Below are 20,652 nucleotides of genomic sequence, written 5' to 3'. Positions count from 1 at the left end.
ATGATATATCGATAATGACAGGGGATGGCAGTATGGTGGATATTAATAATCAGAATAAAAGTGTCATGACTAACGATAATGCCACTGTTAACGAGCTGAATATACAGCAACTGAGCCAGCAGCTGACCGATATTGCATGGCAGCGCTCTGAAGATGGTAGCTATTCACCCAGCAGTTATATCAATCGTGACCTGTCCTTATTACAGTTTCATTTGCGGGTCTTAGCGCAAGCCGCCAGTTCTCGTCATCCGTTACTTGAGCGCCTATTTTTCTTGATTATTTTTTCATCAAATATAGACGAGTTCTTTGAGATTCGTGTCGCTGGCATTATGCAAAAGTTAAACCTCGGTGATGTGGTCAGTAGTCCGCATGGCATGCGCCCAAGTGAAGTGTTGGCAGAGTTATCCGCCGTCACCCATGAGGCGATTGATAAGCAATATCGTATTTTAAACGAAGACATCTTGCCAGCGCTTGCCAAGGAAGACATTCGTTATCTAAAACGTGACGAGCTGAATGCTGAGCAATCGGCATGGATGAAACGCTATTTTACTGAGCAAGTCTCACCAGTGCTGACCCCTATAAGTATCGATCCGGCGCATCCGTTTCCAAGATTGGTTAATAAGAGCCTCAATTTTATCGCCACTTTAGAAGGCAAAGATGCCTTTGGTCGCGATATTAATCTGGCGATTGTCCCAGCGCCGCGCAGTCTGCCGCGCGTGATTCGTCTGCCAGACGAGCTGACCGGTGGCAAAGAGCACCATGTCATGCTATCGGCTGTCATTCATGAGCATATCGGCGAGTTGTTCCCCGGTATGAATGTCACGGGTTGCCATCAGTTCCGACTCACGCGCAACGCAGACTTGGACTTGGCCGATGATGTCGATGATATTGCCAAGGCGCTAGAAGGCGAGCTTGAAAATCGCCGCTTTGGTGACAAAGTGCGGCTCGAGGTGACGACTGATTGCCCAACACCGATTAGTGATTACCTGCTTAATGAGTTTGAGCTACATGACAATCAGCTGTACCGCGTCAATGGCCCTGTGAACCTGACGCGCTTGCTGTTCGACTTTAACATACCCAAGCTGCGTTATCAGCCTTTTACCCATATCGTGCCAAAACCCTTTCGCCGTGAGCTGGACAAGCTTGATAAGAGTACCAGTATATTTTCTGCCATGCGCAAAGGTGATGTCTTGGTACATCATCCTTTTCATGCGTTTTCACCGATTATCAATCTGCTTTGGGAAGCGGCGAGCGATCCCAAAGTATTGGCGATTAAGCAGACATTGTACCGCTCAGGCACCAATTCAGAGATCGTCAAGGCACTGGCTGCTGCGGCTCGTAATGGCAAAGAAGTCACGGCTGTCATCGAACTACGCGCCCGTTTTGATGAAGCGTCCAATATCGCCGTCGCCAATTTTTTACAAGAGGCTGGGGCAGTAGTGGTCTATGGGATTGTCGGCTACAAGACCCATGCCAAGCTGATGCTTATCGTGCGCCGCGAAGACGATCGCATTCGCCGTTATGTGCATTTAGGCACCGGCAACTATCATGCGGCCAATGCCAAAGTCTATACCGACTACGGCTTGTTCAGCGCTGACCCTGACATCTCAGAAGACGTGCACAAAATTTTCCAAGAACTGACGGGTATGGGCAAGCCTGCCAATCTAAAAAAACTGTTGCACGCGCCATTTACCTTGCACGAAAAGTTAATGAGCTTTATCGATGATGAAATTGCCCATGCCAAGGCTGGCAAGCGCGCGCATATTATTATCAAAGTTAATGCGTTGACGGAACGTCGCCTGATCGATAAGCTATACGATGCCTCGCAGGCAGGTGTCAAAATAGAATTAATTTTGCGCTCCATGTGTTGTCTGCGCCCCCAAGTCAAAGGCTTGTCTGAAAACATCACTGTACGCTCGGTTATTGGGCGCTTTTTAGAGCACACACGCATTTATTACTTTTATAATGATGGTGATGAGCGCTTGTATTGCGGCAGTGCTGACTGGATGGATCGTAACCTCTTCCATCGCGTCGAAGTCGCCTTTCCGATTGAAAACAAAAAGCTGTTTAAGCAAATTTATCAGGATGGGCTACTAAACTATCTACAAGACAACACGCAAGCGTGGACACTGGATGGCACAGGCGTTTGGCAGCAGCTTCAGCCAGCAGCAGGTGAGACGCCACACGTTGCTCAAGAGCACTTATTAAAAGTGATCAATGGTGTCGACGAGTCCAACTGATTTGGACAAAGCTCAACGTCATCTCGTTTAAACAAGATGTTGTTAAACAATGGTTGCTAACACCGTACCTTATATCGTCGATCATTATGGTCATGAGTTAACCAAGCGCTGATACGCCTTAGTGCTTGGTTTTTTTTGTATTAACAACGCATCAAAGTTACAAACTGTCTTGTAACCTCACATTTATTCACATATTGATACGGCAGTACACTGGTGAATCTCACAGTATCCTACCTATAATTAATATCAGTTCTGGTGCAGTTTATTATTTTTATCAAAAACCTCATCACTCATCTATCTAAAAGTAACTGAACAAAAGCAACTGTCTAAAAGTGGCTGAGTACATAATGATGCCGCACCGGAGAAACTTTAAATTCAGTCAACAATAAAAATAGGAAATAAATCATGAGTACGACGAACAATGATACCTCAGACATCAAAAAAGCAGCAGAGCAAGCAAACGGTCAAGAGATTGAGAAAAATCTAGAAGACAACAAAAAAGTCGATGCGCCTAAATCACTAAGTGAAGAAGAGCAAACAGCGTTCATTGAGGATGACCTACGCACTGACAAATAAGAGTGTGTTTGCAGCATACGTCCAAAGCACTAATCAGATAACGATAATAAATAATGCGAGGGAGACGCCATGACCATGCCAGAAAAAAACAATACTGAAGAAAAATTCCTTGTAGAGGATCCAGCCGTTACGACGCAAGAAAATCCTCAAGGCAGCTATGAAGGCCGTAAACACGAACCTGATATCGATGGACCAGAGCAGGACTCACAGGAAACAGACGAGATATATTCCGACCCACGTAAAGAAGAGAACTTACCAGCAGGTGGGAAAAACGTGGCAGATCTCAATGCTCATGATTTGAGTAAAAATAATAATATTTAATAATTGTGTACCTACTTATGTAGTCTGGGTATATCATCAAAAATAAAGTGCTGACAATAGATACTGGTTAGCCAATTAAAACAACAATTAAGGACATAACCATGGAACCTCAAGATCCCGCGTTAAGCAGAACCCCTATTGACGGTGCTAATCCTCAAGAAGTGAGTAAAAATTTAGCCAATCAGCACACTGATATTGAAAACCATACCAATCATAATAAAGGTACTGACACTTTCGAAGAAGAGGTAGTGGACTCAGAGCACGTGAATGACGATGACAATCCTGCACGTCAGCCTGATCGCCGTGATCAACAGGGCAGCAGTCCGTTTGATGACAATATTAACGAAGATACCGTGGGCAGTGAAGCGCCAAAAAGTGAAGGTATTACGGATATGAATCGATATGCCAACGTTGATAACGCTCAAACTCGTGTATTAAATCCAGATGAAAAAGACTGATTTCTTAGCAAGATATTTCTGAATATTATTAATCTGAGCATTATTAATATGAGTATCGTCAAGTTATCGAATGCTCGATGTGGAAGACAGTTATTATAATAAGGATCGGTTATGAATAAGTCTAATGATACAGTTAACCATGATAACCATCAGCTCAAAGATGCAGATGATAATAATGGTATCGTCCCTGATGATGCATTACAAAAGGCAAATCCAGCCGCTGCAGAGCAAGAGACTGATGATCATGATCCGCATAATGTCGCAAAAAATACCAAGCAGTATGACAGTCCACTTATGGAAGATAAGAAACAGTCATAACTGAGCATTATATTCTGTACAGACAAATAAAAAAGCTAACGCTAGGCATGGTTTAAGACGCTAGTGTTGGCTTTTTTATGGATACGATATGAGTATCTTTGCATAGCGCTTATTTGACAGAAGCTATCAGCTGAAGCGCTCAGCAGGTGTACCACTGTGAAAACGCAGTTCAGTGTCAGGACTGGATATCAACTCTGCTTCTACTTCTTTAAAGAATGCGACACGCTCATCGATATTGTCGTCAGATAGCGATTGTGCCAGTGCCAAATAATCCTCAAAATGGCGACTCTCTGATTTTAATAGATAACGGTAGTACTTGGCTAAGCGTTCATCATCGATGACTTCAGCAAGCGCGGCAAAGCGCTCACAAGAGCGCGCTTCGATAAACGCCCCGATGATTAATACATCAACCATTGCTGCTGGCTCATGCGTACGTTTATGCTTGAGCAACCCTTTGGCATAACGCCCCGCACTCAGATATCCCCACTCTTGCTCGCGCTCATTCATAATGCCTAGGACTTGCTCATAGTGCAGCATCTCCTCACGTATTAACTGCGCCAATTTTCGCTGTAAGTCGTAAGAAAACTCATAGCGGAATAGTAGATTCATCGCTGTACCGGCTGCTTTCTTTTCGCAATTGGCATGATCTTGGATGATTAAAGGCACATCAGCGCTGGCAGCCTCCACCCAAGCCTGTGTGGTTCGCGCTCCCAAAAAATCATAGACAACAGATAAGTCGACCTTAATAGGGGTGCGCAGTTGTGCGATATCGATACTGTCTGGTTCCATACTTTCCTCTGTTAGACCGTCTTTTTCTATCTTGTATTCTTCTGTATGGCTGTCGCTCACAGCCTTGTCATTACTGTTATTGATTTTCATATTTTCATTATTCATAGTCTTTGCCATAGTCGAAGGTTCAACATCTCTTAATCAAATATTAAAAGTTAAATAGATAACCGTTAAGCATAAATGAATGCTGTAATGATTACTTACAGTTTATACTGAACGTATAATGGTCTAACTCTAAAGTATTGATTAAAGCCTCTAGAGTAGGTGGCTTATAGAGTATCATTATTATACAGCCTAAGTATTTACTTGGTGAATGACGTTTCCTTGTTTATTTTATTATTTGATAGTAGGATGAGATTTTGCTTTTCAGGCATTTTGTCTTACTATTGATCATTACTTAGTAGCGGGCGATAGGCATTATATCAAGTGCCAATCCTGTATTAAAACCTAAGAATTATAGACAGCTCTGCTTACAGACAATCCCAAAATCACAGACGCTGCATCAGACAAATTCAGTCTTAAACAGTTATTACATTAATAGATGCTCAATCACCACCAACAGTTCGCATTGTCATGTTTGCTATTTATTCACCGCAAAGCAAACTAGGGATAAATGCTCCAAGAGCACATATTTTCACACCGTTATTGTAGCAACTTAGCATTAACACACCTCACGAACAGATAAGGATAACAATATGAGCCAGTCTTCTAACGCCAATCGTATTCAAAAAGGCATTCTTGCCATCGACCAGCAATTGTATGACTTTATTGAAAACGAAGTGCTGCCGAAAGTCGGTGTTGATTCAGACAGCTATTGGTCAGGTTTTGAAAAGGTCATCAAAGAGTTTACCCCGCGTAACAAAGCGCTGCTAGAAACTCGTGACAAGATTCAAGCGCAGATTGACCAATGGCATCTGGACAACCCTGCCAAAGATGGCGAAATTGATTACCCCGCGTATAAAACATTCTTGCAAGAAATTGGCTATCTGTTACCAGAAGGTGATGATTTCAAAGTCAGTACTCAAAACGTCGATGACGAGATTGCCCATATTGCAGGTCCACAGCTGGTCGTACCAGTCCGTAATGCTCGCTACGCATTGAACGCCACCAACGCGCGTTGGGGCAGTTTATATGATGCATTATATGGTACTGACGTCATCAGTGACGAAAATGGCCAACAAGCAACAGGTGGTTATAACCCAACGCGCGGTGCTGCTGTTGTTGCTTATGCCAAAGCATTTCTAGACGAACATTTTGCCTTAGCATCAGGGTCATATAACGATGTGACCGGCTTTAAAGTGGTCGATGGCAAACTTGAAATTGTTCAAGGTGATAATAGCACTGATCTAAAAGACGCCGCGAAATTTGTTGGTTTCGTTGGTGAAGCAGAGCAGCCTACTGGTATTTTGCTCAAGAATAACGGCCTGCATGCTGAGATTCAAATCGATGGCAATCATCCAGTGGGCAAAGATGATCCAGCAAGTATTAAAGATGTACTATTAGAATCAGCGATTACGGCAATTCAAGATTGCGAAGATTCAATCGCTGCTGTCGATGCAGAAGAAAAAGTAGAAGTGTATCGTAACTGGCTTGGTCTAATGAATGGTGACTTGCAAGAAACCTTTGAAAAAGGTGGCAAGACCCGTACGCGTAAACAAAACCCAGACCGTGAATATATCAGACCAGATGGCAGCACGCTTATCCTGCCAGGCCGTTCACTACTATTGATTCGTAACGTTGGTCACTTGATGCAAAACCCAGCCATCTTGGTCGACTTGGGTAATGGGCAAGAGCAAATCTTTGAAGGTCTGATGGATGGCTTAATCACGCCGCTATTGTCTTTAAATGATTTGAAAGGTAAAACTGCGCTATCGAACTCACGCAAAGGTTCGATGTATATCGTTAAGCCAAAAATGCATGGCCCTGAAGAGGTCAAAATGGCCAATGATTTGTTCAACGCTTCAGAAGATCTATTGGGTCTAGAGCGCAATACTCTAAAAATCGGCATCATGGACGAAGAACGTCGCATGACGGTCAACTTAAAAGAAGCCATTCGCCAAGCAAAAGAGCGCGTCATCTTTATCAATACCGGCTTCTTAGACCGTACGGGTGATGAGATGCACACCAGTATGAACGCCGGACCCTTTGTCCGTAAAGGCGATATGAAATCGCAAGCATGGCAGCCTGCTTACGAGCAGTGGAACGTCGATATCGGTTTAGAGACCGGTCTACAAGGCCACGCTCAAATTGGTAAAGGCATGTGGGCGAAGCCTGACGAGATGAAAGAGATGATGGATACTAAAGCAGCCCATCCTAAGTCTGGCGCTAGCACAGCTTGGGTACCATCACCAACGGGCGCTACTTTGCACAGCATGCATTACCATGAGGTCAATGTTGCCGACGTGCAAGACAGCTTAAAATCCCGTGAGCGTGCCAGCTTAGATGATATCTTGACCATTCCATTGGCCAAAGATAGCAACTGGACAGAAGAAGAAAAGCAGCAAGAGCTTGATAATAACGCTCAAGGTATCCTAGGTTATGTCGTACGCTGGGTAAACCAAGGCGTTGGCTGTTCTAAAGTACCAGATATCAATGATGTAGGTCTAATGGAAGACCGTGCTACTTTGCGTATCTCAAGTCAGCATATCGCTAACTGGTTGCATCACGGCGTGGTAAGCGAGCAGCAAGTCATGGATACCATGAAGCGCATGGCAAAAGTCGTCGATGAGCAAAATGCGGGCGATAATGGCTATCAGCCAATGGCCAATAACTTCGATAATTCTTACGCCTTTAAAGCTGCCTGCGATTTGGTCTTTAAAGGTCGTGAGCAGCCAAGTGGTTACACTGAGCCATTATTGCATCAAGCGCGTTTAGACTTAAAAGCCAATACGCATTGCTAATTCCTTATTTATAAAAGCCATTTTAGGGCTACTTATCCATGGTTAAGTAGTCCTTCAATACTTAGTATTACTCAAGCATACTTAAAGCAATGTATTTCTACTTTATTTATAAAAGTTACCCCTATTTGCCAATGGCAAGTAGGGGTATTTTTTTTGTTTTTATCTGAACAATCGTTAAACCTTAGATTAAATATGGGTTTAAGGATTTTTCGTCATCAAAGACTTAAAAATATGTTGCAAATTATGTCAAAGTTGTTATGCTTATACTCTAAGTATGAGTTTGGTAACGGATGTTACGCAGTAGGACGCATAAGACTTAAGTTTACATGGCAGTTACGTTGTTTAATCCCAGTCATGTGAGTCATGGTTTTTTATCTTACTGTAATAGAACTTCGCCACACTTGTTTCTGACCAATCTCGGTAGCTAGTTACACATTATATCTTTGAGGATTTGTGACGATACCATTATGGGCGCCAGCTAATCACAGCTTGCTCATTACTACAATTGTAAAGTGGAGATACCCCCATGAAAAAACTACTTTTAGCTACAGCCGTTGCTGCTCTATCTGTATCTGCAGCACAGGCAGCACCTACCGTTTATGGTAAAGTATTCGTTACTACTGATTACGTTAATGCTGAAATTGATGGTCAGAATATGGATAATAATAACAGAATTAATGAAGACAACGGTTCATTACAAGTTAATTCTAAGCTTTCACGTTTAGGCTTCAGAGGCTCTGAAGCGATAACGGCCAACACTGACGTAATTTACCAATTAGAGTACGGCGTTCAAGTTGATGATAGTGGTAGCGATAACATTGGCTTCAAAAGTCGTGATACTTATCTTGGTCTAGTCAACAAAGATTTCGGTCAGTTCCGTTTTGGTCGTAACTACACAGTCATTGACTATATCAATAACGTATCAGTTAATGAAGGTTATTGGGATAATCTTGGCTCTAGTACTCTGAACAACAACGACAGCTTTGCTAATATTTTGACCCCGACCGTTGGTAACCGTATCAATAATTCAATCGTTTGGAAAGCGCCTAAATACAATGACCTACCATTAGCGCTTGCGCTGATGTATGGTGCTGATGAAGACTTTATATCTGAGAGTGGTCGTGACGCAGGCTATGGTGCCTCATTGATGTTTGATCCAGGTACAGGCATTACCGCTGGTATTGCTTATGAGCAAGACATGAGTGTTAGTGGTGATATTATCCGTGGCAGTGCTAGCGTCGATTTAGGTAAATATATCGCAGCTCCTGTAAAGTTAGGCGTTCTATATCAAGAAGCTGACTATGCCGGTACTACTACTGCAACAGAGGACGGTTTAGTGGTGAGTGCTGAAATGGGTCTTTCGAATTTTGCCCGTCCAGCCTCTGTTTATATTCAGTATGACAAAACCGACAATATCAGTGGTCTTGAGAATAATGACTCAAATCAAGTCGTTGTAGGTGGCAAATATGCGTTTAAAAATAATATGATCGCTCATGCCTATGCTGGTCTAAATTCAGCGGAATTAAACAATGGTCGTTTTGGTTCGAGAGACGAAGACGGCAATGTTAAGAAAATCGACTTACGTGGTGATATTGATGTACTCGCTATCGGTGGCGGTCTAGAATACTTATTCTAATCTAAACATTAGAAACGTATTATAAAAAACTCATCCTTCGGGGTGAGTTTTTTTGTTTTGTAATCAATACTGTGTCTTGAACAACAGCGTGTCTTAAATAACAGAATCCGTAAAATTAATAATAACATTTGTGTAAATTTTGGTTTTTTCACCTTACTGTAATATTTGGTTGGTAAAGTTGTGTCTAAGCAGTTCTTATGGCTCGCTATATATATGGTTTCGAAGGTATAGGACCTTGCCATTATATATCTAATGATCTTAGACCATTTATCACTCAAATCGTAAAGTGGAGATACCCTTTGAAAAAATTACTTTTAGCCTCGGCAATTGCAACGCTATCAGTTTCTGCTGCCCATGCTGCGCCAACTGTATATGGTAAAGCATTTTTAACCTTAGATTATGTTAGTACAGACTACGATGCAGCTAACAAGACAGATGAAGATACATTTAAACTTAACTCTAATCAATCACGTATCGGTTTTAAAGGTGAAGATGATCTTACTGATACCACTAAATTAGTCTATCAATTGGAATATGGTATTGATGTTGATGACGATAGCCAACAGTTTAGATCACGTAATACTTATGTAGGCTTAGCCCACAACACTTTAGGTACTGTACTAGCGGGACGCCATGATACCCCATTGAAACTTGCACAAAACAAAGTTGACGTGTTTAATGATAGCTTATTTGATATTAAAAATGCGGGTGTTTCAGGTGAATACCGTGCTAACAATATGGTGGCCTATCAATCACCTGTTATTGTCGGTATGCCAGTGAGTTTTATGGCAGCTACCGCATTATCAGAAACTGATGCCGACGGTGATATTCTCGTTTCCGCAGCATCTGGTGCGAAGCCTGCAGTCTATCGTGATAGAAAAGTAAAAGATAACGGTTATTCTGCTTTATTAGCCTATGACAAAAATGGTGTTTATCTAGCCGGTGCTTATGACAAAGACATGGGTGCTAACAATGTAAATACTGGCGTGATTGATAATACGTGGCGTTTGGTTGCTGGTTTAGATATGGGCAAAATGAATATGGTTTCGGGCTTAACTTTAGGTGCTCTATACCAACAAAGCCAATACTACGATAATTATAGCATCGTTAACAACAACCGCGTTAACAAAGCCAGTGAAGATGAAAAATCTTGGCTAATTAGTGGTAAATATAAAGTTGGTGCAACACCTTGGGCAGTTAAAGCACAGTATGTTAATACCACTGACGAAAAAGGCGTAAAAGATGCTGATGTAAATGAAATCGCAGTTGGTGGAGAATATGCATTCAATAAAGCGACCACGGGTCATATTTATGCAGGGCAAATCAGCCGTGACAATAACAAAGATGACTTGATTGTAGGTACGGGTATTGAATACAAATTCTAATCTAAACATTAGAAAACGTATTATAAAAAACTCATCCTTCGGGGTGAGTTTTTTTGTTGTGACCTTTTTAAAGCCGCAGTGGGTTATAATAGCTACGTATTTACGATGATTACGCACTTATGACAATTAAGCGTTAAAAACTGAGTGTTTTAAAGAGTTTGCGCTTTTGCCCTATATTTTGTAGCGTATTTTTAGTAAAATCCTTCTTTACCAATTACCGACAGAGTACTATGACCAAGTTTATATTTGTGACCGGTGGGGTAGTGTCCTCACTAGGAAAAGGTATTACCGCAGCCTCTCTTGCCGCAGTCCTTGAAGCACGTGGCGTGAGCGTGACGATGACCAAAATGGATCCGTATATCAACGTCGATCCAGGTACGATGAGTCCGTTCCAGCATGGTGAAGTCTTCGTTACTGAAGATGGTGCGGAGACGGATTTAGATTTGGGTTATTACGAGCGTTTTTTACGTCATTCTAAGATGAGTAAGAGTAATAACTTTACCAGTGGTCGCATCTATCAGAATGTACTGAATAAAGAGCGCCGCGGTGAATATCTTGGCGGCACTGTGCAGGTTATCCCGCATATTACCGATGAGATTAAGAGCAAGATTCTTGCCAGTGGTGAAGGTTATGATATCGCTATTATCGAGATTGGCGGTACGGTTGGTGATATCGAGTCACTCCCTTTCATGGAAGCCGTACGCCAAATGCAAGTAGAGCTAGGTCGCAATCGCGCTATGCTAATGCATTTGACCCTAGTCCCTTATATTGCGAGTGCGGGTGAAACCAAAACCAAGCCTACCCAGCATTCAGTGAAAGAGCTGCGTTCTATTGGTTTACAGCCTGATGTCTTAATTTGCCGCTCTGATCATCACATCTCACAAGACAATCGCCGTAAGATTGCGCTATTTACCAATGTCGAAGAACGTGCGGTCATCATGTGTGAAGATGCACAAAGTATCTATCAAATACCGCGTACCCTTTATGAGCAAGATCTTGATGATTTGATTTGTGAGCGCTTTGGTTTGGATGTACCTGAAGCCGATTTGAGCGATTGGGACAAAGTCGTTGAAGCCCAGCTCAATCCTGAATCCACTGTTACCGTGGCAATGGTCGGCAAATATGTCGAGCTGCCTGATGCTTATAAATCGATTAATGAAGCATTATTGCACGCGGGTATCACTCACAAGGCAGATGTGAAGATTGATTATATCGATGCCGAACGTTTAGAGGATGACGATAGCTTGTTGGCGCAGCTTAATAATGCCGATGCTATCTTGGTGCCAGGCGGCTTTGGTGAGCGCGGTACTATGGGTAAAATGAAAGCAATTACTTATGCTCGCGAAAACAATGTGCCATATTTAGGTATTTGTCTAGGTATGCAGTTGGCCGTCATCGAATACGCGCGTAATGTGATGAATATCGATGCCAACTCTTCTGAATTTGATCGCAAAACGGCTGAGCCAATCATTGGTCTCATCACTGAGTGGCTAGATGAGCGCGGTGAGCTACAGATTCGCAGTGATGATTCAGATCTTGGCGGCACCATGCGTTTAGGCGCACAGCAAGCTGAGCTGGTCGCTGGTAGCAAGCTGAGCCAAATCTATGGTGCTAGCAATATCACTGAGCGTCATCGCCATCGTTATGAGATGAACAACCGTTATATCGAGCCGTTAGAGCAAGCAGGCATGACGATATCGGGTTATTCTGCCAAGCAGCATTTGGTCGAGTCGGTTGAGATTGCTGATCATCCTTGGTTCGTTGCGGTACAGTTCCACCCTGAATTTACCAGCTCGCCACGTGGTGGTCATCCACTGTTTAACAGCTTTGTAAAAGCCGCAAAAATCTATAGCGACACTAAATAATATTAAAAGCTTTACTGTTTTAAAATGAATTTTTAATATAAATGAAAAGACTGATCTGCGGATTGGTCTTTTTTTTGACTGTTTATTTAGCCATTTTTTAATAGTTTTTTCTAGCAATAGTGGTTTGATTAAGTAATCTACAGTATCAGCGAGATGTAATTACGCTTGGATACTTTTATTCATTGGGCTATCGGTTACAATATGGGAGAGTAATATTAATAACAACAGTATATAACAATAATGAGGGTCACTACTTTATGGAAAATTTATTAACTGCACAATCGCATATAGAGCTTACGACGCCAAGTGGCAATACGATTAATATAGGCAACGACCAGCCATTTGTATTGTTCGGTGGCATGAATGTTTTAGAATCAAAAGAATTGGCGTTCGAGATTGCCGAGCAGTATGTCGAGATTTGCCAGCGTTTGGGTATCGGCTATGTTTTTAAAGCCAGTTTCGATAAAGCCAACCGTTCAAGTCTGCATTCATATCGCGGCCCAGGTCTAGAGAAGGGTATCGATTGGCTGGGGCAAATTAAAGAAAAGTTCCAAGTGCCGATTATTACTGATGTGCATGAGCCGTATCAAGCCGCGCCCGTCGCTGAGGTTGCGGATATTATCCAGTTGCCAGCATTTTTGTCGCGTCAAACGGATTTGGTGCATGCGATGGCGAAGACCGATGCGATTATCAATATTAAAAAAGCCCAGTTTTTAGCCCCACATGAGATGCGTCACATCGTTAACAAGTGCCTTGAAGGTGGTAACGATAAGCTCATCCTTTGTGAGCGTGGTAGTACCTTTGGTTATAATAATTTGGTCGTTGATATGCTAGGCTTCGATACCATGAAGCAGATGGATATACCGGTATTCTTTGATGTAACCCATAGTTTGCAGCAGCCGGGCGGTCGTAGTGATAGCGCCGGTGGACGCCGTGAGCAAATCACCACCCTTGCACGTGCAGGTATGGCGACAGGGTTGGCAGGGCTATTTTTGGAAGCGCATCCGAACCCAGAAACCGCAAAATGTGATGGTCCGTGTGCCTTAAGAACCAGTCAGTTAGAGCCGTTCTTACGTCAACTCAAGCAGATTGATGAGTTGGTCAAAGGCTTTGAAGTATTAGATACGCATTAATGCTATAAACGATAAGAGGGTAAGACAATGGCCATACAAATTGCACACGTCAGTATCGACAATATCGATGACGCGGAAGGTCTTGATAGCTTGATGACCGCGCTTAAGAATATTACAGGAGTCACTGAGATTGAGCTTGATCCTGCTAAGGACGTTGCTACCGTACGCTATGATGATACCGATACCAGTATCCATGCGTTAACTGCCGCGATTAGCATGGTCGATTATGTTACCCAGCCGTTTCCGATTGATTCACCGCAAAATCCACATCATCATGATTAGCGGTGAGGCACTTATAAAGAAAAAGTCGTTTAATAAAGTGCTTTCTTAAAGATATTAGCAGTCAAACTTGTTGTTCGCTTCAATTCGGCTTATGCTAGAGTGACATCCTGCATTTAAAGTGAATGTTATAAAAAACTATAAAAGCAGTTTATTTGACTTATAAAAATACTAGGGCGTGTCTTCATTTCAAAAATGGTGATAAAAATGAGATAAATTGCCGTTAAATAAGAAAAATAGCGCAGATAATATCGGGATATTAATCAGCTATTTGACGATGTTTGGCAAGATTTAGCCATTTTTAGCTCATTTAGATAACTATCGAGTGAATTGAAGACACGCCCTAATTAATAAAAATTCATTTACAAAAATAAGGAGCCTACCATGGCAAATCAAACACGTATTATTAAAATTGATGGCATGACTTGCGGTGGCTGTGTGGCAAGTGTCCATGCTGCTACTGGTGAGATTGATGGTTTAGATCTTATTACTGTTGATCTCACTGACAATCTAGCAACAGTTAGCTTCGATGATAGTAAGACCAGTGCAGAAGCTATTGCATCGGCTATCGAGGAAGCAGGCTTTGATGCCACCGTCGCTAACTCTTAAGATTTTTTTATTTATAAAAGAACCGGCTCTGATGGCTGGTTTTTTTAATGGCTAAAAAATAATGAGGCAGCAATAACTAACTGCTTTTTATGTATGTACGAATAGGTCTTGATGCGTTGAAACAATAGAAAAATTTGAATTATCGCCAATCATAACCATTTAATATTTATCCCAGTAGTTTTAGAAAACTGGTCTTCAAATACGCTTTTGCCTAAAAATTTTATCAAGTCGCTGAGTTTTTTTCGCGTAAACGAATGCCCAAATGTATAAACGCTATCATGCGCTTTAACGCAATAACGAGTTCTCTCTATGAATGACGCTACCCGTACCGCCACTGAGCAATCCTATGAAGTTGAGACTGATATTCAGTCCAATACAACGCTTGCACCGGAGCGTGCACACCTGCAGATGGCCATTGATGGCATGACATGTCAGGCCTGTGCCTCAAGAATCGAGAAGGTACTAAACAAAAAGCCGTCGGTATACGAGGTGAGTGTGAACTTCGCTGGCGAGACCGCGAATGTCGATTATGATCCGACCCAGACGACGCCTGAGCAAGTCAAAGAATGGGTAAATAAAACTGGTTTCGTCGCCAATTTGCAGGCAGCTGATAGCTTGTTTGCCCAAACGGATAAAGATACCGCGACTCAGTACCCGTGGCGCTTGATTGGCTTGTGGTTATGTTTGCTGCCGTTTTTAGTGGGTATGGCAGGTATGCTGACAGGTTTTGGTATGGCGTGGATGCCACCGGTTTGGATTCAGTTTGTCCTAGCGACCATTGTCCAATTTGGGCTGGCATTGCCATTTTATAAAAGCGCTTGGGCCTCTATCAAAGGCGGTCTTGCCAATATGGATGTACTGGTCGTCATTGGTACCGTGACTATTTGGGCGTATTCCACTTATTTATGGCTGACCCACGGCGATGGTACGTTAAGCAGTCTATTGCAAAGCGGGCATGCAGGTGGTCACGGGCCCGCTGTTTACTTTGAGGCGGGCGTCATGGTTATCGCCTTTGTGCGTACCGGTAAATATTTAGAAGAGCGTACTAAAAAGCACAGCCTTAACAGTATCGATTTATTGTTGTCCTTGACGCCTGATGAAGTTGAGCAGCAACAGCCAAACGGTGATTTTCATAATGTGGCTCTTAAAGATGTGCAAATTGATGATATTTTGCGTGCCAAACAAGGCAGCCGTGTTGCAACGGATGGGGTCGTTATCGATGGTAGCGGTTGGTGTGTGGAGAGTCATTTAACGGGTGAGTCGGTACCGCTCAAAAAAGAAGTAGGCGATGGTTTATTAGCAGGAGCACTGGTCGAAAACGGCAGTTTGCTTTATCGCGTCAGTGCTAAAGGTAGCGATACCAAGCTGGGTGATATGGTACAAGCGCTCAGCGATGCACAAGGCTCAAAAGCCAATCTAGCGCGCCTTGCTGATAGAGTAACGGCTATTTTTGTCCCAGTCGTTGTTGCCATTGCTTTGATCACTTTTGGGCTGACGTGGTGGCTAACGGGTATGATTGATACCGCATTGATGCATGCAGTGTCGGTGCTGGTCATTGCTTGTCCTTGTGCCTTAGGTTTAGCCACGCCAGCGGCTATTATGGCTGGTATGGGGGTCGCCGCGCGTCATGGAGTTTGGTTCAAAGACGCGCAAAGCCTAGAAGCGGCAGGCAATATCGATACGGTGGTGCTCGATAAGACGGGCACATTAACCATGGGTAAGCCTAGTATCGTCGATCAGGTGATGGTGGATAAGTCGCTTGCCGTCGATGATGTGCTACAAATTGCTGCAAGCGTTGAGGCGCACGCTAGCCATCCTTTAGCGACGGCATTGATTAACGCGGCTAGTGAACGCAACTTACCGTTAATGACTGTCACTGATATTAGCGTCATCAAAGGTGCAGGCATACAGGCAAACATCGAAGGGTTGGGACTGGTAAAAGTTGGTAGCGCAGAGTTTGCTAATTTAACATTGCCAAAGCTGATGCCCAAGGTATGGCAAATCGCCAGTACCGTAGCCATTAGTATTAATGATGAAGCGTTGGGGGCGTTTGCCCTAGCGGACGATTTAAAAGACGATACGCCGCAAGCAATTAAGGCGCTGCAAGATGCTGGCATCAATGTCATTTTGATGAGTGGTGATAAGCAGTCGGTCGTCGACCATGTGGCAGGGCAGCTGGGTATCGAGCAGGCTTATGGCAAAATGAGCCCACGCGACAAGGCGAGCCAAATTGCCCTATTGCAAACAGCGGGTCACAAAGTAGCGATGGCAGGCGATGGCGTCAACGATGCGCCAGCGATGGCAACCGCTGATGCCAGTTTTGCCATGTTTGAAGGTACGGATGTCGCCCAACATAGTGCCTCTGCGCGTTTGATGGGCGAATCGCTCATGCATATCGATGCGGCGCAAAAAATTGCGAATGCAACACTACGCAATATCAAACAAAATCTATTCTTTGCCTTCATCTATAATTGCCTTGGCATTCCGCTTGCCGCTTTTGGTTTTTTAAACCCTATGATTGCCGCTGCGGCTATGGCGCTCAGCTCTATTTCAGTATTAATGAATGCGCTGCGTTTAACGCGATTCAAAACAAAGGTTGAGCTCAGTAATACGGTATCTGGCTCACACACTGATAGCGAACATTTAACAAAAGCATAGGTGTTGCCTGACTGCCAATAATGGCGCTTATAATGAGATATGATAACGGCCGATTATTGCTGACCATATCTGGTTTTATGCGCGCAAGTTGGTGTAAGATAAGGGAAGTTTGGCAAAATTTATGCTATGATGCCAAGCACTATAGCTGAGGGTTAAAGTATTAAAAATACCTTTAATCCTGCTCAAAACTTACTGATCATATAGCTAAGTAAAGCTGGTTTGAGCATATGTGCTATACGATATTTTACTTTATCTTTTTTGTATTCTAGTTGCCGTTATTTATCCCACAAACTTGGCATGACCAAAGGAATTAACAGATATTATGTACGCTGAAGAAACCACCAACGTCGCCGCAATTAAAGACATTCGCGCCCGTGAGATTTTAGATTCGCGCGGTAACCCAACGATTGAAGCCGATGTCATCTTAGCTGATGGCACGATCGGTCGTGCTGCTGCCCCAAGTGGCGCCTCAACTGGCTCACGTGAGGCATTAGAGCTACGTGATGGCGACCAAAGTCGCTATGGGGGTAAAGGCGTCAAAAAAGCTGTTGCCAACGTTAATAGCCAGATCCGCAGTGCATTGATGGACAAAGATGTCACCGAGCAGCAAGGCATTGATGATGCTATGATTGCGCTCGATGGTACAGAAAACAAAGACAGCCTTGGCGCTAATGCCATGCTAGCAGTCTCTCTTGCAACTGCCAAAGCAGCTGCCAAGTCACAAAATCTGCCACTACATCAGTATATCGCTAATCTGCGTAATCAGACTTCTTTGACGATGCCGGTACCGATGATGAACATCTTAAACGGTGGCGAGCACGCGGATAACACCGTTGATATTCAAGAGTTTATGATTGAGCCTGTTGGTTTTACTAGCTTCTCAGAAGCGCTGCGTGCCGGTACAGAGATTTTCCATAGCTTAAAATCTGTCCTCAAAGCACAAGGCTTGAATACGGCGGTTGGCGATGAAGGCGGCTTTGCCCCAAACTTGCGTAGCAATGAAGAAGCCATCACCGTTATCATGCAAGCGATTGAGCAAGTCGGCTATAAAGCAGGCGAAGACATTCATTTGGCGTTAGATTGCGCGGCCAGCGAATTCTACAAAGACGGTCAATATATCTTGGCAGGCGAGGGTAATAAATCCTTTGATAGCCAAGGCTTTTCAGACTATCTAGTAGGCTTGGCACGTCAATATCCTATTATCTCTATCGAAGACGGTCTTGATGAGTCTGATTGGGATGGTTGGAAGTATTTGACCGAGCAGATTGGTGATAAAGTCCAATTGGTTGGCGATGATTTGTTTGTGACCAATCCTGCTATCTTGCAAGAAGGGATTGATAAGCATATTGCCAATGCAATTTTGATCAAATTTAACCAAATCGGCACCTTGTCAGAAACGCTAGATGCGATTTATCTGGCGAAGAAAAACGGCTATGCAACGATTATCTCGCATCGTTCAGGTGAAACTGAAGATAGCACCATTGCAGACTTGGCAGTAGGTACAGCTGCTGGTCAGATTAAAACGGGCTCACTATGCCGTTCAGATCGCGTTGCGAAATACAATCAGTTATTACGTATTGAGCAGCAAGTACGAGCAAGCTACCGTGGCCGTGAAGAGTTTATCGGTCTACGTGGCTAATAAGCTGAGTAGCTAAGAATTTTAGTGTAGACTTAAGCGCTATATTGTCATTCACAGGATGATATAGCGCCTAATCAGTTAATCTAATTTTTTCGATTTTAATTATTATCTCTTTATCACTTGGCGTTAATACTTTATGAAATACTTTAGCCAATTTATCTTACTTGCTTTAGCGGTCGCTGTGCTGTTAGGGCTGCAATATCAGTATTGGCTGGGTGAAAATGGTCGCTTTGAGCGTAATACACTACAGACTCAGATTGAAGATCAGCAGCGTCTGAACGACAACCAAGTGGCTGCAAATAATTTATTGCGTACTGATGTTTATGATCTAAAGAATGGTCTTGAGGCAGTAGAAGAGCACGCGCGTTTAGATTTGGGCTTAATCAAGCCAAATGAGACTTTTGTACAAGTATCAACAGCGCCGACAACGCACAGCCGTTATTGATTGCTCTCAACCTCATAAAATGAATTTCTTCTATCACCTATAGTAGAGACATTATTGATCTTAGGGCGTGTTGAACATTCGACCATGGCACTGACAGAGACTATTTTTTAGGCGATTCAACGTTAAAAATCTTAAGTTTAGTCTTTCTAAACGTCTATTTTTAACACAGAAGCGGCAAAAAACAGTCCTGTCCCTACAGGCTGATGCTAAAATCGCCCCATACTGCGTTGCAAGTCTAGCTAAGGTATTAACATTATCGTCGACTTGCGCCTTGTATGAAACCATTTTAGCAATCAGCAGTGCCTATTTGTGAATGTTCAACACGCCCTAAAATCTTTTTTTTAAATCTAAACCTCTTTTTCACTTCCTCCCCGTCCTATCATCATGGAATCCAACCATGAGTATCAATCAAAACCACCTTATGAATACCACACCTAATATACACGCCATGATTGTCGCCGCTGGTCGCGGTAGTCGCTTCGGTGCGTCTATTGCTAAGCAATATACAATCTTGCAAGGGCAGACTTTGCTACAGCATAGCGTGGCACGGCTTGCGTCAAGTGCTTATATTGACAAGTGCTTATTGGTCATCGCAGCAGATGACAGCACAGCGCAGACGCTTGATTTTGCACTTCCTATATATTATGCCATTGGCGGCACTGAACGTTGGCAATCAGTACAGGCAGGGGTAGAGGCAATCAGTCATTCAGGTGCTGACGATTCAGATTTAGTGCTGATTCATGATGCCGCGCGCCCTGCCGTTCCCAGTAATGATATTAATCAAGTTATCGAGGCAGCGATGTCAGAGCCTTATGGTGCTATCTTAGCGACGCCAGTGGCTGATACGCTAAAAGAGTCATATGTCTATTCTACTGCTCAATCTGAGCTTGTTAATACATCGATAAATAGCAGCAGCTCACACTCTTATGCTAAACGCACTATCGACCGCAGTAATATGTGGCAAGCACAAACCCCACAAGTATTTCGCCTAGGTGAGTTGCAGCAAGTACTCGCACATGTCGCTAAGCATCAGCTAGATATTACCGATGAAGCAAGCGCGTTTGAACATCTAAATCTCCCTATACGTTTAGTGACTGGCAGTCGTCAAAACATAAAACTCACTTATCCAGACGACGCTACATTGCTAGCAGCGATTCTCAACGCTCAGTCCTAATCATTTCTTAAAGATATTTAAACAATCACTTAAAATTTTTGAGTGATTGCTTTACTGTACCTATTCATTTTAACGCGTAAGCCGTTAGCTATGGTCAGTGAAAAGTAATATCAATACATTAGGCACCGCTGATATCCATTTTTGTTCTTAAAAAGTAGCGTACTAGACAGCAAAAATATATCGTTATATGTCACATACTCAATATATATAATGCTAAATGATTGTTT

At 43.1% G+C, this 20,652-nt stretch carries 17 protein-coding genes; 16 read left to right on the top strand and 1 reads right to left on the bottom strand.

Annotated features, from left to right (window positions below; all coding sequences use genetic code 11):
- The first annotated feature begins 65 nt into the window (after positions 1 to 65).
- The 5 genes from ppk1 (at position 66) to ACSUPM_RS10370 (ending at position 3,913) form a co-directional block, all read left to right on the top strand.
- Entirely contained in the window at positions 66 to 2,240 is a 2,175-nt protein-coding gene (ppk1, locus tag ACSUPM_RS10390; protein WP_227691678.1) for a polyphosphate kinase 1, read from the top strand.
- Between the two features lie 405 nt (positions 2,241 to 2,645).
- A complete protein-coding gene (locus ACSUPM_RS10385) occupies positions 2,646 to 2,816 on the top strand; it encodes a hypothetical protein (protein WP_201566159.1) in 171 nt (56 codons plus the stop codon).
- 69 nt (positions 2,817 to 2,885) lie between these two features.
- On the top strand, positions 2,886 to 3,137 hold the full coding sequence (locus ACSUPM_RS10380) for a hypothetical protein (RefSeq protein WP_201566158.1): 252 nt from the start codon (positions 2,886 to 2,888) through the stop codon (positions 3,135 to 3,137).
- 101 nt (positions 3,138 to 3,238) lie between these two features.
- Complete coding sequence (locus tag ACSUPM_RS10375) at positions 3,239 to 3,595, top strand: hypothetical protein (protein WP_025651341.1); 357 nt, start codon at positions 3,239 to 3,241, stop codon at positions 3,593 to 3,595.
- 111 nt (positions 3,596 to 3,706) lie between these two features.
- Positions 3,707 to 3,913 (top strand): hypothetical protein, encoded by a 207-nt coding sequence (locus ACSUPM_RS10370; protein WP_160022521.1) that lies wholly within the window; start codon positions 3,707 to 3,709, stop codon positions 3,911 to 3,913.
- Positions 3,914 to 4,039: 126 nt separating this feature from the next.
- On the opposite strand, the gene ACSUPM_RS10365 is transcribed toward ACSUPM_RS10370, so the two are convergent.
- Entirely contained in the window at positions 4,040 to 4,807 is a 768-nt protein-coding gene (locus ACSUPM_RS10365; RefSeq protein WP_173239943.1) for a tRNA-(ms[2]io[6]A)-hydroxylase, read from the bottom strand.
- A 590-nt stretch (positions 4,808 to 5,397) separates the two neighbouring features.
- On the opposite strand from ACSUPM_RS10365, the gene ACSUPM_RS10360 reads away from it, so the two are divergent.
- The 11 genes from ACSUPM_RS10360 to ispD all read left to right on the top strand — a co-directional run bounded on the left by ACSUPM_RS10360 (position 5,398) and on the right by ispD (position 20,425).
- The gene (locus tag ACSUPM_RS10360) at positions 5,398 to 7,602 is read left to right on the top strand and encodes a malate synthase G (protein ID WP_436879915.1); all 2,205 of its coding nucleotides are present in this window, start codon (positions 5,398 to 5,400) and stop codon (positions 7,600 to 7,602) included.
- 526 nt (positions 7,603 to 8,128) lie between these two features.
- Positions 8,129 to 9,238, top strand: coding sequence for a porin (locus tag ACSUPM_RS10355; RefSeq protein ID WP_436879914.1), 1,110 nt, complete (start codon positions 8,129 to 8,131; stop codon positions 9,236 to 9,238).
- 299 nt (positions 9,239 to 9,537) lie between these two features.
- Positions 9,538 to 10,623 (top strand): porin, encoded by a 1,086-nt coding sequence (locus ACSUPM_RS10350; protein ID WP_436879913.1) that lies wholly within the window; start codon positions 9,538 to 9,540, stop codon positions 10,621 to 10,623.
- A gap of 230 nt (positions 10,624 to 10,853) precedes the next feature.
- Complete coding sequence (locus tag ACSUPM_RS10345; protein ID WP_436879912.1) at positions 10,854 to 12,488, top strand: CTP synthase; 1,635 nt, start codon at positions 10,854 to 10,856, stop codon at positions 12,486 to 12,488.
- Between the two features lie 257 nt (positions 12,489 to 12,745).
- Positions 12,746 to 13,621 carry a 3-deoxy-8-phosphooctulonate synthase gene (gene kdsA, locus ACSUPM_RS10340; RefSeq protein WP_436879911.1) on the top strand — a complete coding sequence of 292 codons (876 nt, stop codon included), beginning with the start codon at positions 12,746 to 12,748 and terminating at the stop codon, positions 13,619 to 13,621.
- 27 nt (positions 13,622 to 13,648) lie between these two features.
- A complete protein-coding gene (locus tag ACSUPM_RS10335) occupies positions 13,649 to 13,903 on the top strand; it encodes a heavy-metal-associated domain-containing protein (RefSeq protein WP_025651349.1) in 255 nt (84 codons plus the stop codon).
- A gap of 381 nt (positions 13,904 to 14,284) precedes the next feature.
- Complete coding sequence (locus ACSUPM_RS10330; RefSeq protein ID WP_025651350.1) at positions 14,285 to 14,509, top strand: heavy-metal-associated domain-containing protein; 225 nt, start codon at positions 14,285 to 14,287, stop codon at positions 14,507 to 14,509.
- Between the two features lie 309 nt (positions 14,510 to 14,818).
- On the top strand, positions 14,819 to 17,167 hold the full coding sequence (locus ACSUPM_RS10325; RefSeq protein ID WP_436879910.1) for a heavy metal translocating P-type ATPase: 2,349 nt from the start codon (positions 14,819 to 14,821) through the stop codon (positions 17,165 to 17,167).
- A 322-nt stretch (positions 17,168 to 17,489) separates the two neighbouring features.
- On the top strand, positions 17,490 to 18,806 hold the full coding sequence (eno, locus tag ACSUPM_RS10320; protein WP_201566152.1) for a phosphopyruvate hydratase: 1,317 nt from the start codon (positions 17,490 to 17,492) through the stop codon (positions 18,804 to 18,806).
- Positions 18,807 to 18,942: 136 nt separating this feature from the next.
- Positions 18,943 to 19,251 carry an FtsB family cell division protein gene (locus tag ACSUPM_RS10315; RefSeq protein WP_025651353.1) on the top strand — a complete coding sequence of 103 codons (309 nt, stop codon included), beginning with the start codon at positions 18,943 to 18,945 and terminating at the stop codon, positions 19,249 to 19,251.
- A 397-nt stretch (positions 19,252 to 19,648) separates the two neighbouring features.
- On the top strand, positions 19,649 to 20,425 hold the full coding sequence (gene ispD / locus ACSUPM_RS10310; protein WP_051395118.1) for a 2-C-methyl-D-erythritol 4-phosphate cytidylyltransferase: 777 nt from the start codon (positions 19,649 to 19,651) through the stop codon (positions 20,423 to 20,425).
- Positions 20,426 to 20,652 lie beyond the last annotated feature (227 nt).

The sequence above is a fragment of the Psychrobacter okhotskensis genome, assembly GCF_965638355.1.
Taxonomy (GTDB): domain Bacteria; phylum Pseudomonadota; class Gammaproteobacteria; order Pseudomonadales; family Moraxellaceae; genus Psychrobacter; species Psychrobacter okhotskensis.
Note: the sequence above shows the minus strand (reverse complement) of the source record. Positions and strands in the feature narration are given on the sequence as shown.